Source organism: Loktanella sp. R86503 (assembly GCF_042466455.1).
Lineage (GTDB): Bacteria > Pseudomonadota > Alphaproteobacteria > Rhodobacterales > Rhodobacteraceae > Loktanella.
On sequence record NZ_JAXHCI010000002.1, the window covers coordinates 2,700,047 to 2,713,138 of the forward strand.

Annotated in this window: 12 protein-coding genes; 1 reads left to right on the plus strand and 11 read right to left on the minus strand. The window is 61.3% G+C overall.

Translation table 11 applies throughout. From position 1 onward, the window contains the following. Position 1: 1 nt before the first annotated feature. The 4 genes from SJY10_RS14265 to araD all read right to left on the minus strand — a co-directional run bounded on the left by SJY10_RS14265 (position 2) and on the right by araD (position 4,917). Positions 2-550, minus strand: coding sequence for a YaeQ family protein (locus tag SJY10_RS14265; protein ID WP_386683786.1), 549 nt, complete (start codon positions 548-550; stop codon positions 2-4). A gap of 130 nt (positions 551-680) precedes the next feature. After that, positions 681-2,195: an aldehyde dehydrogenase (NADP(+)) gene (locus SJY10_RS14270; protein ID WP_386683788.1), complete on the minus strand. Its 1,515-nt coding sequence runs from the start codon at positions 2,193-2,195 to the stop codon at positions 681-683. A 15-nt stretch (positions 2,196-2,210) separates the two neighbouring features. Continuing rightward, positions 2,211-3,134 (minus strand): Gfo/Idh/MocA family protein, encoded by a 924-nt coding sequence (locus tag SJY10_RS14275; protein ID WP_386684700.1) that lies wholly within the window; start codon positions 3,132-3,134, stop codon positions 2,211-2,213. 40 nt (positions 3,135-3,174) lie between these two features. Beyond that, positions 3,175-4,917 carry an L-arabinonate dehydratase gene (araD, locus tag SJY10_RS14280; protein ID WP_386683789.1) on the minus strand — a complete coding sequence of 581 codons (1,743 nt, stop codon included), beginning with the start codon at positions 4,915-4,917 and terminating at the stop codon, positions 3,175-3,177. A 187-nt stretch (positions 4,918-5,104) separates the two neighbouring features. Between araD and SJY10_RS14285 the strand changes: the two genes are divergently transcribed. Continuing rightward, a complete protein-coding gene (locus SJY10_RS14285) occupies positions 5,105-6,064 on the plus strand; it encodes a LysR family transcriptional regulator (protein WP_386683791.1) in 960 nt (319 codons plus the stop codon). On the opposite strand, the gene SJY10_RS14290 is transcribed toward SJY10_RS14285, so the two are convergent. From SJY10_RS14290 to SJY10_RS14320, 7 genes are all read right to left on the minus strand, one after another. Then, positions 6,054-7,124: a DUF1513 domain-containing protein gene (locus tag SJY10_RS14290; protein ID WP_386683793.1), complete on the minus strand. Its 1,071-nt coding sequence runs from the start codon at positions 7,122-7,124 to the stop codon at positions 6,054-6,056. The genes SJY10_RS14285 and SJY10_RS14290 overlap by 11 nt on opposite strands. A gap of 1 nt (position 7,125) precedes the next feature. Beyond that, positions 7,126-8,109: an imelysin family protein gene (locus SJY10_RS14295; RefSeq protein ID WP_386683795.1), complete on the minus strand. Its 984-nt coding sequence runs from the start codon at positions 8,107-8,109 to the stop codon at positions 7,126-7,128. Continuing rightward, on the minus strand, positions 8,106-9,704 hold the full coding sequence (locus tag SJY10_RS14300; RefSeq protein WP_386683797.1) for a di-heme oxidoredictase family protein: 1,599 nt from the start codon (positions 9,702-9,704) through the stop codon (positions 8,106-8,108). The genes SJY10_RS14295 and SJY10_RS14300 overlap by 4 nt, the downstream gene beginning before the upstream one ends. Before the next feature lie 106 nt (positions 9,705-9,810). Beyond that, positions 9,811-11,073, minus strand: coding sequence for an imelysin family protein (locus SJY10_RS14305; RefSeq protein WP_386683799.1), 1,263 nt, complete (start codon positions 11,071-11,073; stop codon positions 9,811-9,813). A 13-nt stretch (positions 11,074-11,086) separates the two neighbouring features. Beyond that, positions 11,087-11,599 (minus strand): hypothetical protein, encoded by a 513-nt coding sequence (locus SJY10_RS14310; RefSeq protein WP_386683801.1) that lies wholly within the window; start codon positions 11,597-11,599, stop codon positions 11,087-11,089. Next, positions 11,596-11,742, minus strand: coding sequence for a hemin uptake protein HemP (gene hemP, locus SJY10_RS14315; protein WP_386683803.1), 147 nt, complete (start codon positions 11,740-11,742; stop codon positions 11,596-11,598). Before hemP ends, SJY10_RS14310 begins: the two co-directional genes overlap by 4 nt. Before the next feature lie 694 nt (positions 11,743-12,436). Beyond that, positions 12,437-12,895, minus strand: a complete 459-nt coding sequence (locus SJY10_RS14320; protein ID WP_386683806.1) for a hypothetical protein — start codon at positions 12,893-12,895, stop codon at positions 12,437-12,439. Positions 12,896-13,092: the final 197 nt, after the last annotated feature.

The following is a 13,092-nucleotide window of genomic DNA, read 5'->3' on the forward strand; positions in this document are numbered from 1 at the left end:
CTTATTGACCGCCAGATTTCCATATGACCGGCGTGACATAGACAATGCGATCGCCGGTGCTGACCATCACTTCACCGTCCTGGATATTGATCTGCAGCTTCATCGACCGGTCTGCCAGCGTGGCCAGTTCGCCGGTTTCAGCCTCATCCAGATTGACGACGGCAAGATTATCGAAACGCGTCGTGCTGTTTCTGATCTTGTCCCACCATACCTCTGCCGGGCGCCCGCCGTAGCAATAGACCACGACGGCATCGGCCTTGCCGCAGGACTGACGTACGACCTTTTCGCTTGGCAATCCAAGCGCGACCCAAAGTTCCAGCTCGCCGCTCAGGCTTTTCTGCCAGACGTCGGGTTCATCGTCCGTCGACAGGCCCTTCGTCATCTCCAGCAGCTCGTGCGCGTTCAAGGCAAAGGCCAGCAGGCGCACCATCATCCGTTCGTCGGTTTCCGACGGATGTTTGGCCACGGTCAGCTTGTGCGTTTCATAGTAATGTCGATCCATGTCCGATACGGACAGTTCAACTTTGTAGATGGTGGCTTTTTGCGCCATAGTCTTCCCCAAAATAGCCAGTTCGGGGATGCCTAGTGTGTCCGGACCAATTGTGAAAGCGGATAACAAGGGCGCAGCCAAACTGCGCAGGCCATCAGGGTGACCTGCGCAGTATGGTCCAAGGCGCAGGTTACTGGTCCTGCAAGTCCTGCGGCAGCAGGGCCTGCGGCATGTCCTGATAGCACACGGGGCGAGTAAATCGCCGGATCGCCAGCGTTCCGACGGATGTCGCGCCAAAATTTGTGCTGGCAGGGAACGGGCCACCGTGGACCATGCTGTCCGCCACCTCTACTCCGGTGGGGAAAGCGTTGACCAGCAAACGGCCCGCCTTGCGTTCCAGAACCGGCACAAGTGCGCGGGCGGCGTTTAGATCGGCGTCGTCCATTTGCAGGGTGCAGGTCAGCTGACCATGCAAAGCCTGCGCGATCTGCTGCACTTCGCCCTGATCTTTGGCGCGAATAACAATGCCGGCGGGGCCGAACATTTCTGCCGCCAAATCGGGGTTCGCCAGCCAGTCCGCGCCGGTGAGGACGAACAGCGCAGGTCCGCCGTCGCGCCCGCTGCCAGCCGCGTTCAGGCAAGTCGTCACGCTGGCGTGGGACGCCGCCTGCGCCACACCGGTGCGGTAGCCTTCCGCCGTGCCGCCCGTCAGCATCGGGGTGGGCGCGACCTGCGCCAATGCATCCTGCGCTGCGGCAATAAAGTCATCCGCCTGCGCGTCAGGCACGATGACAACACCGGGGTTCGTGCAGAATTGGCCCACGCCCATGGTCAACGATCCGGCCCAGCCGGTGCCAATCGTTGCGGCACGCGCTGTGGCCGCTGCGGGCAGGATAAACACGGGGTTGATCGCGCCAAGCTCGCCAAAGAACGGGATCGGCTCTGGCCGGGCCATCGCCAGATCGAACAGCGCTTTGCCGCCGCGATAGGATCCGGTGAAGCCTACGGCGCGGGTCAGCGGATGCTGGACCAGCGCCTCTCCTGCTGCGTTGGTGTTGGATTGCACAAAGCCAAAGGTGCCCTTTGGCATGCCTGTCTTTTCGATGGCGGCGGCAATGGCTTGCGCCACGATTTCCCCTGTCGCAGGATGGCCCGGGTGGCCTTTGTAAACCACCGGACACCCAGCGGCGAGCGCGGCCGCCGTGTCGCCGCCAGCGGTTGAAAACGCGAGCGGAAAGTTCGACGCGCCAAACACGCCCACCGGGCCAAGCGGGCGCTGGATCATCCGCAGATCAGGGCGCGGCAACGGTGCGCGATCCGGCAAGGCAGGATCGAACCGGCGGTCTAGAAAATCGCCTTTGCGAATGTGGTCGGCAAACAGGCGCAGTTGGCCGCAGGTGCGTCCCCGCTCTCCATTCAGGCGGGCGGCAGGCAGGCCGGTTTCGGCGCTGCCATAGGCCGTCAGATCATCGCCGCGTGCGTCGATTTCATCGGCAATCGCATCAAGCAGAGCCGCGCGTTCCTCGCGCCCGGTCCAGCCGTATGTGACAAAGGCTGCCTCTGCCGCCTGCATCGCCGCGTCGATTTCTGCCGCGCCGCCGCAATAGACCGTGACCGGGTCGCCGCTGACCGGATCAGACTTGAACGTCACGCCGCCCCCTGTCCAAGCGCCGTTGATGTAGTGCTGTCCGGCCAATGCGGTCATAACCTGTCCTTTAAATCAGTCTTCAAAAGCCTCCACGACATCGCGGCGGCCCAGCAGAAATGCGTCTGCAACATGTTGCAGCGGGCTGACGTCCACATCGGACTGACCCGCCTCGATCAATTCGGCAAAGCGGTGGTACAGGCCCGGATATTCACCCAAGCCGTCCGTTTTTTGCGCCATACCGTCGATGTGCAACGTTGCACCCCCGTCGGTCAGACGCAACTGGCCCTGCGTGGTATCGACGGTGATATTCCAGCTTTGCGGACCCTCCTGCCGCCAGTCGAAAACAGCATCGACGCGCATACCCGTAGGCCCGGCAAAGGCCAGATCAGCGGCAATCGGTGTGTCGCGGTTTTGCGGAAACGCCAGCGTCGCCGCTGTCAGATGCACAGGGCTTGGCAGGATTTCCGTCATGATCGACAAGGCGTTGATGCCGGGATCGAACACGCCAAGCCCGCCAGCCTGCCAGATCCAGTCTTGTCCCGGATGCCAGCGGCGCACGTCCTCTTTCCAGTCGATCTGTACATGCTTGATCTGCGCATCGCGCAGATAGGCGCGGGCCTGCGCGACGCCAGCGGCATGGCGCGAATGCCATGTCGCAAACAAGGTCACACCCTTGGCGCGGGCAAGGCGTTCGAGTTTCAGCACTTCCGACACGGTCGCGCCGGGCGGCTTTTCCAGCATGACGTGCTTGCCTGCCGCAAGCGCGGCCATGGCAATGTCAAAACGCGGCACCGGCGGCATACACAGCGATACCGCGCGAATATCCGGACGTGCCGCAAGCAAGGCAGCAATGTCGCCGTGATTTTCCACGCTGTCCACGCCGCCTGACCGGCTAACCGTGGCTGCCAACGCAAAAGCCCCGGACCCGGCAATCGCCGGAATATGCTGATCGCGGGCGATCTTGCCGATGCCCAGCAGGGCAATCGGCTCGCTCATCAACTGGCGACCCACGCCGCCAGCGCCTGCACCCCGGATATTAGTGACTGTCACGCGGCACCTCGTTTCCACGGCTTCCTTTCAGGATGCCAAAGTCGGCCCCTGTATCCGCCCCTTCGACCATATCCACAAACAGCTTGGAATAGCCCGAGGTAAACATCGGCGCGGCGGGGGTCCAAGCGGCCAGACGCGCGGCAAGCTCGTCATCGCTGATGTCCAGATGGATGCGGCGGGCTTCGACATCAAGCTCGATCATATCGCCTGTGCGCACAACCGCCAGCGGGCCACCGGCGGCCGCCTCTGGCGCGGTGTGCAGCACAACGGTGCCGTAAGCCGTGCCCGACATGCGCGCATCAGAGATACGGACCATATCCGTGATTCCCTTTTTCAGCACCTTGGGTGGCAGGCCCATATTGCCCACCTCGCTCATGCCCGGATAGCCTTTGGGGCCACAGTTTTTCAGGACCATGACGCAGGTTTCGTCGATATCCAGCGCATCATCGTTGATCCGTGCCTTATAGTCGTCGATGTCTTCGAACACGACGGCCCGGCCACGATGCTTCATCAGGTGCGGACTGGCGGCCGACGGTTTCAGCACGGCGCCGTTGGGTGCAAGGTTCCCGCGCAGCACGGCGATGCCCCCCGATGCCGCCAGCGCCTTTTCGACCGGCAGGATGACGTCGTCGTTCCAGTTTTGCGCACCGGCGACTTCTTCACCGATCGTGGTGCCGGACACGGTCAACGCATCGTCATGCAGCATCCCGGCTTCTGACAGACGCTTCAGCACGACAGGCAAGCCGCCCGCGTAAAAGAATTCTTCCATCAGGTATTTGCCCGATGGCATCAGGTTCACGATCGTCGGCACATCGCGGCCGCAGCGATCCCAGTCGTCCAGCGTCAGATCGACGCCAACCCGACCAGCCAGCGCCAGCAGGTGGATGACCGCGTTAGTCGATCCGCCAATCGCGCCGTTGCAGCGGATCGCGTTTTCAAAGGCCTGTTTGGTCATGATATCGGACGGCTTCAGGTCGTCCTTGACCATTTGCACGATACGGCGGCCCGTCATCTGCGCCATGACCCGGCGGCGGCTGTCAACGCCGGGGATTGCGGCGTTGCCGGACAGGGCCATGCCAAGCGCCTCGGCCATGCTGGCCATGGTGGACGCGGTGCCCATTGTGTTGCAGGTGCCGGACGAACGGCTCATCGCCTGCTCGGCCGCAAGGAATTCTTCTTGTGTCATTTTGCCGGCCTTGATGTCTTCGGACATCTGCCACAGCGCCGTGCCGGACCCCATGCGTTCGCCCTTAAACCAGCCGTTCAGCATCGGCCCGCCCGTGACGACGATGGACGGAATGTCGGTCGATGCTGCCCCCATCATCAGCGAAGGCGTCGTCTTGTCACAGCCGACCAGCAGCACCGCGCCGTCGATGGGCTGGGCGCGCATCACCTCTTCCACAGCCATCGCGGCAAGGTTGCGATACATCATCGCCGTGGGGCGGAATGTATTTTCGGATGCGCTGAACACGGGCACTTCGACAGGAAAGCCGCCAGCTTCCCAGACGCCGGCTTTCACCTTTTCTGCTAGTTCGCGCAGGTGGCCGTTACAGGGGGTCAGGTCGGACCAAGTGTTCAGAATGCCAATCACAGGGCGCCCGTCGAAAAGATCGTCGGGATACCCCTGATTTTTCAGCCAACCCCGGTGATAGATATTATCACGGCTGGTGCCGCCATACCATTCTTGCGAACGCAGGGTGCGGGGCCAGGGGGCGGGTGTGAAAGTCATCGGACATTCCTAGAAAGGGTGCGGCCATCGGCAAATGCCGACAGCATCAGGTGCAGTTGAAGGTATTGGCCAAAGCAGGCCGCTGCGCGCAATCTATGCGCTTGCGCTATGCGCTGCCAATGCAATTCCTTGCGCCGGATATATCGTTATTGGTATACCGGATTTCGTAACGAACGACAGGTTTACCATGACATCCCCGCCCAGCACCCTTGCCAGCCTGATCCAGCGCGGACTGCGCCTGCCGCAACTGCGGCTGCTGATTGCTGTGGCGGACCTTGGTCAAATATCCGGAGCGGCGGCGCAGGTCGGCATCACCCAGCCCGCCGCGTCCCGTATGTTGGCAGAGCTGGAACAGACCGCCGGCACACCCTTGTTGATACGCAACCCGCGCGGTGCCCGGCTAACCGACGCTGGCGTTTTGCTGGTCCGCAGCGCCCGCGTGGCCCTACGCGATCTGGAAACCGCCTTTGCCAGCCTCGACACACATGCGCAGGGCACAAGCGGTCTGGTGCGGATTGGCGCGGTCACCGGCGCGGGGTTAGAGCTGATCCTGCCCCTGATCCGCGACATGCGCGTGACCCATCCAGAGATTGAATTCGACGTCATGGTCGAAACATCTGACGTGCTGGCGGATGCCTTGCTGGCCCAGCGCATCGACTTTTACCTTGGGCGGATGCTGCCCGGTGCCCCGGCCCGCGACATCACCGCGATACCCATCGGGGCAGAGCCTATCGCCTTGATCGTGCGAAAGCATCATCCACTGACCCGCAATCCGCAGTTCACACTTGCCGACACGCTTGCCTATGACTGGGTCATGCAAAGCCAGGGCGGCCTGATGCGCCACGCGGTCGAAGCTTATCTGCTGGACCGCGACCTTGCCCCGCCGCAGCGCACGCTTAGCACGTCATCGCTGGTGCTGACGCTGGCGATTGTGTCGGATACCGATGTGGTGGCCCCGGTCGCGCGGTCAATCGCGGATGTGCTGGTCGCGCCGTACCGCATGAACAGCAACATCCGTATTCTGGATGTTGCCCCCGACATGGCTGTCGGACCCTATGCCCTGATCGCCCGCAAAGGCGACGCACCGACACCCGCCGCCGCCCGCGTGCTGGCGGCGCTCAAGGCGCGGATTGCCGCTAGATCGTGATCAGGTGATTGTCCCAGGCGACATTGAACGCGCCGACCCCTGACAGGGCATCTGCGCCAAACTGCACCATTCCACCAAAACCATCGGTCAGCATAAAGCCGTCCGGCGCGGCCCCGATGCCGCAAACATCGGCCCGGACGGGCATGTCGAGGAATGTCCCGTCCAGATCAAAGACCGCCAGTACACCCCCCTTGGGCGATGTGATCGCAACACGGTCGCCTGCGGCCTCGAAGGCGACGCTGCCGGCGTAATTGTGCAACCGGGTCGCCATGGCATCCGGCAAATGGCACATGACAGGGGCCTGCCCGCGGCGATGCAGACCCAGCAAAGGCGGCGTTACCTCTGCCGCGCCTTCCCATTGCATGGCAAAGGCGATGGTGCCGTCCGCATGGGCCGCCAGATGACGGATCGAATTCCAGTGCAAATCGGGGGCCAGTTCAATCTGTTCCTCGACCGTGCCGTCCAGCGCCAGATAGGTAAGGTTCGGGCGCATCGTATCAAGGTTCAGCTTGGTGCGGTCGTCGTCCAGCGCAGCGATGATGCCGCCGTTGGCGACCACCAGCCCACCATCGGGACGGCGCAAAACCTCGTGCGGGCCAATTCCGCCAGAGGCAAACTGCCCGGTGCGGCGATAGCCGCCCGCACGGGTCCATTGACCAATCCAACCGCTGCCCGTGGTGTTGTCTACCTCTGCAGTAAACAACACTTCTCCATCCGCTGAAAACGCGCCGTGTCCGCTGAAATGGTGCCCGTCCGGTGCGGTCAAGGTGCGGATCACGCGGCCCTGAACACAGTCGATCACCAGCGCATAGGTGCCGGGACGGCGGGCAAAGGTCACCGCCTCTGGCCGGATGGGATGGCCCGCACCCGCATGGCCGCGCCCCGGCAGCGGAATGCGAAACCGCTGCTGGCCCGCTGCTGTCAGGCCATAAAGCGCAAAGCTGCCGTCCGGCTCTTTTGCGGCGGCAAGGTAGTCCGGCGATCCGGCGTCCGCCCAGGTCATGGTTGGAATCGCGACCGCCGCTGCAAGGCTGGCCAGAAATCCGCGCCGCGTTGTCATCTCAGTCCCCGTCCGCCGAATTGAAACCGGCCGACACGCCCAGTGTCGCGCCGATTTCACCCAGCACCGCGTCATATGCGGTGGTGATCGCCTGTTGCACAATTTCGATCTTTAGCCGCTGGGACGGGTCGTCAACACCGGCCAGAATTGGATCATCCAGACCTTCGGCCAGTTCGATCGCACGGATCATCGCGGCCTGCGTGACCGGTGCCGTGCCATCCGTCAGTTGCTGCGCCATGTCTGCCATGGCCTGCAAGGACAGCACAATGTTGCGCTGGCTGCGGCCTGACCGCCACGCCTCTGCCCGGTTCGGGCGGGGGCGATCAAAGGTGCCGAGCGGACGCGCCAAACGCTGTTCGACATTAAAATCAAGGCCCGCCAGAAGCGCCGTAAACAGCGCCTGTGTCGCTTCCTTCTCGCTTAGGTAAATCTGGTTGCCTGGCTCGCCCGCGCTGCGCATCGTATCGGCGTAATCGCTTTGCCAGTCCTGATTGATTCGCGCAGCGATTGCTGCCAGATCTGCCGTCAATGCCTGCGTCAAGGCGCAGCCATATTGCCCCGCCTGTTCGAACTGCGGATCATACAGCAGATATTCCAAAGCATAGATGCCCCGCGCCGCAACCGAGATTTGTGCCGTCCCTTCCGCCGTTTCGATGATCGGGTCCTGATCGGCGATCAGACGGGCCAGCGCCTTTGGCGTTGCGCTGCGTTCGTCCGGCCAGAAGGCCACGATGACAGAGGCACCGTCTTGTTCAACAGGGCCGAACTTTAGATGACTGACCGCCATCCAGGCATCAAACGCAGCATTCCACGCCGGGCGCACCGCGCCGGGGCTGCAATCGGCCGCGGCGGCATCGCGCAGGTCAGCGGCGGCTGCATCGAACGCTGCATAGCCCGGCAGGATATGACCCTCTACGACGTCATTCACGTCGGCAAAGGCAGAGGATGCCGTCAAGGCCGCTGCAAGTGTTAGAACCAGTTTCATAGCGACTCCAGATATGCGATTAAATCGTCCCGGTCTTGCGGATCCATTGCCACGACGGCATCACGCTGCGCCTGCGCCTCGCCGCCATGCCACAGCACTGCCTCTAGCAGGGAACGGGCGCGGCCATCGTGCAGAAAGTATGTATGCCCTGACACGGTTTGCGTCAGACCGATGCCCCACAATGGCGGGGTGCGCCATTCCTGCCCGTTGGCGCGCCCTTCGGGGCGGTTATCGGCCAGACCGGGGCCCATGTCGTGCAACAGCATGTCGGTATAGGGCCAGATCAGTTGGAAACTCTGCTCTGGTTGGTCATCCAGCCGTTCGGTGACATATTTCGGCGTATGGCAGGCGATGCACCCGGTGTCATAGAACACCTGCTTGCCGCGCAGCACACGCGGGTCATCCACGTCACGCCTTTCCGGCACACCCAGATTGCGGGCATAAAACGTGACCAGATCAAGCCCCTCTGCGTTGATCTCGGTCAGTTCTTCCGTGCCGGTCGTGCCGTGAACCGCGTTTTGGCAATCAGCCTGCGCGTCAGTGCAATCGCCCCACGGCGCGTCAAAGATCGGGGTGGAAATCCCGATATCGCCAGCAAAGGCAGAAGCGGATTGTTCACGGATCGAAGGCGCGCCCGCCTTCAGGCCAAAGCGGCCGAGCATCGGGCGATCCGCCTCGAAGGACCAAACCACCTGCGCCCGCCCGGAAATGCCGTCACCGTCAGCGTCATCGGGATCAGCCTGCGCCAGAATATCGGCGGCGGGGATCGCCTCTAGCAGGCCAAGGCCGATCATCTGCGGGGCCACGCGGGGCGACAGCATGGCACCGGGGGCAAGCGGCCCATAGCCAAGGTTGTCGGCGGTATAGGTTGGCACGGTCAAGGTCGCGGTCTGCCCACCCGACAGATGCACCTTTTTATCTGCATAAGTGATGCCCATGCGATATTCGGCAGGATGACCCTGCACGGAGAAGTTCTGCAATTGCCCGCCATAGACCGGATCGGGCGCAGTGCGCGGCGTATCGTCCCCGCCAAGGCTTAGCAGAAAAGCGTCCAGTTCCGACATATCCGCATCGGTCGGCGCAGGGACCGAAATGCGCAGGAACATTGACACGGCCTCCTCATCACCTTCAGGCGGGCGGCCGCGCCCGTCTTTCAGATGGCAGTTCTGGCAGCTACGTGCGTTGTACAGCGGGCCAAGCCCGTCCGACACAAGCGTCGACGACGGTGACGACACCCAAAGCTTGCGAAACAGCCCGTCGCCAACCTTAAAATCTAACTCTCTTTCGAACGGCATATTGCCAGAGGGAATAGAAAAGGCATCGCCGTTATTGCGCGCCCGCACAGTGGCTGCGCCTGCGCTATTTGCCTCGAACGGTTCTGCCCTGGTGAAATCCGTGGTTGGCGCAGTTACGCCCGCGATACGAGAAGCCTCTGCCGCGGTGCGCGGCTGGATGGCCAGATGCGGTGCATTCAGGTCGTAGGTTTCAGAGGGTGCCGGATCCGCATGGGACTGCGCCAGAGCCGTCACAGCCGGACCGCCCAGCGCCAAAACGGCAGCGCAGCCAAGTAATAGGGGTCCGTGTCGCTGGATCATATCGGCATCTTGTCTTTTAAACGGGTCGATGCGGCAAGGAACCTTGCCGCATCATGTCAGTTATCTGATGGCACCGCCGGAGCAACAGTGCAACGCAACACCTGCGTTACTGGAACACCGCGTCCGGGTTATCCAGGCTGTCAGAGCCTTCCAGCGCAATCCCGTTCAGGTCCAGCGCGGCCACCGCGCGTTCGATCGAACGGGTCTGCGTGACAAGTGCATTCACAGCGTCCATCACCAGCGCCTCGCCTTCGGTATTTTCGCGGGCCAGCATTTGATCATAGGCCATTCCGGCCTCTGCCTTGTCACGGATCACGGCCAATGCCGCGACAGAAGCTTCCAACTCGTCCTTCAGCTGCGCATCGACGGCCGGATCAGCCTCGGACACCAGATCGGACAATGACGGGCCTGTCACGGTGCTGCCGTCAATGCGGGTATAGCTGCCAAGATAGACGTTTTGGATACCAAGACCGTCGTAATAGTGGCTCATATGCGTGTTGTCGGAAAAGCAGTCATGCTCTTCTTCGGGGTCGTTCATCATGACGCCCAGCTTCATACGCTGGCCGGCCAGCTCTCCATAGGACAGCGACCCCATTCCCGTCAGCATGGCCGAGATGCCAGCGGCTTCATCCGCCAGCAGCGTCGTCCGCGCGGCACCGCCATCGGCCCAGGCCGCGGCCATTTCGTCCAGATCCGTTACCAGCAGATCTGTCGCGGCCCGCAGGTAATCGGCACGGCGGTCACAGTTGCCATTGGTGCAGTCGTCCCCGGCGGCATAGTCAGTCCAGGACCGGTCCCCGGCCCCGGCATCCGTGCCGTTCAGATCCTGCCCCCACAGCAGAAATTCCACTGCGTGATAACCAGTTGCGACATTCGCCTCCACGCCGTCTGCCTCTTGCAGGGTGTCCTGCAACAGGTCCGGGGTGATCTGGGTTGCGTCCACCTCTTCGCCCGACAAGGTGAACGACGGATTTGCCACGACATTCAGCACGGCGAATTCGTTTTCGTCCGTCGCCCCGCCATAGGCCGCATCGACGTAATCAATCAGCCCCTCGTCCAGCGGCCAGGCGTTCACCCGGCCTTCCCAATCGTCGACCATCGCATTGCCAAAGCGATAGGCTTCGGTCTGCATGTAAGGCACCCGCGCAGCAATCCATGCGGTGCGGGCCGCCTGCAGCGTATCCTCTGACGGCTGGTCCAGCAGTGCGTTGACAGCCGCTTGCAATTCCTGCGCCGTGGTCAGGCTGTCAGCATATCCTGCCGCCGCGATGTTGGCATAGGTGCCCAGCACCTCTGCCCGCTCGACCGCAAAGGCGGGCAAGGCTGTCAGCGCGGTTGTTGCCGTCATGGCGAAAAGCATGGATTTCATGAGGTCGTTTTCCTTAATTCTTGTAACGAGAGTTGTGTTGAGCATGCGTTGGAACGGGTGCCGTATTCGGCATCCGCGCCAAGCGCAGAAAGACTTGCCCCAGACGTAGCGCCAGATCGACCGCACCCCATGCTGCGTGACCTTTAATCAAGGCGCTGGCAAACAAAAGCGCTTCGTCGTGGTCCTGTCCGGCCGCAGCCGCAACAAGGTTGGCAAAGGCATTTTCATCGCCGCCGATGCAACTGCACCCCAGCCCATGCCGCATGACAGGGCGCCGGGCATTTTCCAACAGCGTGGACATCAAGGCATCAAAGTTTGCGACGGCAGGCCCCGCCGCATCCCCCATGACCAGACCGAAATCCCGGGCGATCATGCCGCGATCGGCCCCGCCCGTGCACCAGGCACGCAGATAGACAACGGCGGCCAGCTCAATCGGCGCAAGCTCGTGCAGGGCGCCAACGGGCGCACCGCCGCGCGGCGTTTGCTGCGGCACATCATGGCCGGGGAAATGCGGGCGCACGGTCATTTCGTCAAAATCAGCTTGCCGGCGCGCGTCACGCGCAACAGATAAACCTGACCTGCCAGCATGATCCAAGCCTGATCACCACCGGCCATCAGATCCTTGGCGTTGTGCGTCGGCGCATCCTGCAATTGTGTCGAAGCGGACATGGCGTCACCTTTTGACATTGTGTATTCCGGGCTGCCGCAAAGGTGGCTAGGACGATGAACGTTTTCTGACTGAAATAGTCAGATACGTCAACGGGAATAGTCGACTAAAAGAGTTTAGAAGTAAGGCGAGAGCCGCATATAATTGATAATTATACGATTTCGATAAATTTCATCATAGGCAGCGCAATTTATCGAGACAAGATTGCCGCGAACAAGCCGTCGCAAACAGCCAGACCGCTGCAGATTTATCTTGGATCAGAATCGTAAAACCTTGGATATTGGTGCATCGCTTGCCATCATAAGCACCGAGGCCGCCGAAACCCGGCGACGTTGATTTGCTTGGTGATCAGCGAGCCGTGACCGAGGTGGGGATCTTTGCATACATTGATGGCTTCAAAAAATTGTGCCGCCGACATTCAACATTATGCTGGAAAGCTGCGGCTTTCACACGCACCTAAACGCCCTGCCCCACTGCCGCGTTAGGTCGATCAGTAACGTCGCAGGCGCATATTGGGTCTGGATAGAGCAGACCACGCTGACGAAAGCGCAAGGCAGGACGAGTTTCTTAGAACGCCCCACCGCGCCCCAAATATCCGTTCTTAAATGCTTCGATCCAAACATCCAGTATGCCCCCTTGCGGCGGATGCTTACAAGCAGGCAAACTTGGACCTACAGAAGCCAGTTCGCTTCCGCCTTAAGGATACTTTCCGAAAAGGACATTAATGGTGCCGTTCACAACGGCGCGCGGTGCGGGCACAACATGCGCGTTAAACACCGTCAGCGCCTCGTCGCAATACATCGCTCCTGATCCGGCACGCCAGGATTCAACGGTCGCGACAAGCTTCAGGTCGACGACCACATCATCATGTTCTGCGTGAAGCTGCCAATTCGGGTAGCGGCCTTCGCACCAGTTGTTGCCCAGCTTTACGTCGCAATGATCCTTTAACACGATGAAGTCCACACCGGGGAACGGCACCTGAAAATCGCAGTTGGTGCCGTCGGGAAGTTCGACGTTCCACATTAACATCGGCGGAAGATCAGGGTTGTCCAACATGATCAACGGGCGATCCATCAGGATCACCGCAGCCTTGGAGGCCTGACGCGTTGAATAGATCAAAGTACCACCACTCGTAATGGCGCGGGTTTCCATCATTGTGATAGCCGTCGTCGCGGTCCGTCACGACTTCCAAGGCGGCCTAGTCGTACAGGTCCGGTGCCTCAAAGTTGCCAATGACGAATTTGGGCGTCTGTGCCATGACTGACGAACCGATACCCGGTACAGACAGGAAGCCGGCACCAAGCGCGGTTGACATAAAAAAAGATCTTCGGGAAATTTCGCTGGTTTTTTCT

What these genes read in the sequence shown, in the direction of transcription:
- SJY10_RS14265 (WP_386683786.1), bottom strand. Translation starts at nt 550, where the DNA reads ATGGCGCAAAAAGCCACCATCTACAAAGTTGAACTGTCCGTATCGGAC.
- SJY10_RS14270 (WP_386683788.1), bottom strand. Translation starts at nt 2,195, where the DNA reads ATGACCGCATTGGCCGGACAGCACTACATCAACGGCGCTTGGACAGGG.
- SJY10_RS14275 (WP_386684700.1), bottom strand. Translation starts at nt 3,134, where the DNA reads ATGAGCGAGCCGATTGCCCTGCTGGGCATCGGCAAGATCGCCCGCGAT.
- araD (WP_386683789.1), bottom strand. Translation starts at nt 4,917, where the DNA reads ATGACTTTCACACCCGCCCCCTGGCCCCGCACCCTGCGTTCGCAAGAA.
- SJY10_RS14285 (WP_386683791.1), top strand. Translation starts at nt 5,105, where the DNA reads ATGACATCCCCGCCCAGCACCCTTGCCAGCCTGATCCAGCGCGGACTG.
- SJY10_RS14290 (WP_386683793.1), bottom strand. Translation starts at nt 7,124, where the DNA reads ATGACAACGCGGCGCGGATTTCTGGCCAGCCTTGCAGCGGCGGTCGCG.
- SJY10_RS14295 (WP_386683795.1), bottom strand. Translation starts at nt 8,109, where the DNA reads ATGAAACTGGTTCTAACACTTGCAGCGGCCTTGACGGCATCCTCTGCC.
- SJY10_RS14300 (WP_386683797.1), bottom strand. Translation starts at nt 9,704, where the DNA reads ATGATCCAGCGACACGGACCCCTATTACTTGGCTGCGCTGCCGTTTTG.
- SJY10_RS14305 (WP_386683799.1), bottom strand. Translation starts at nt 11,073, where the DNA reads ATGAAATCCATGCTTTTCGCCATGACGGCAACAACCGCGCTGACAGCC.
- SJY10_RS14310 (WP_386683801.1), bottom strand. Translation starts at nt 11,599, where the DNA reads ATGACCGTGCGCCCGCATTTCCCCGGCCATGATGTGCCGCAGCAAACG.
- hemP (WP_386683803.1), bottom strand. Translation starts at nt 11,742, where the DNA reads ATGTCCGCTTCGACACAATTGCAGGATGCGCCGACGCACAACGCCAAG.
- SJY10_RS14320 (WP_386683806.1), bottom strand. Translation starts at nt 12,895, where the DNA reads ATGATGGAAACCCGCGCCATTACGAGTGGTGGTACTTTGATCTATTCA.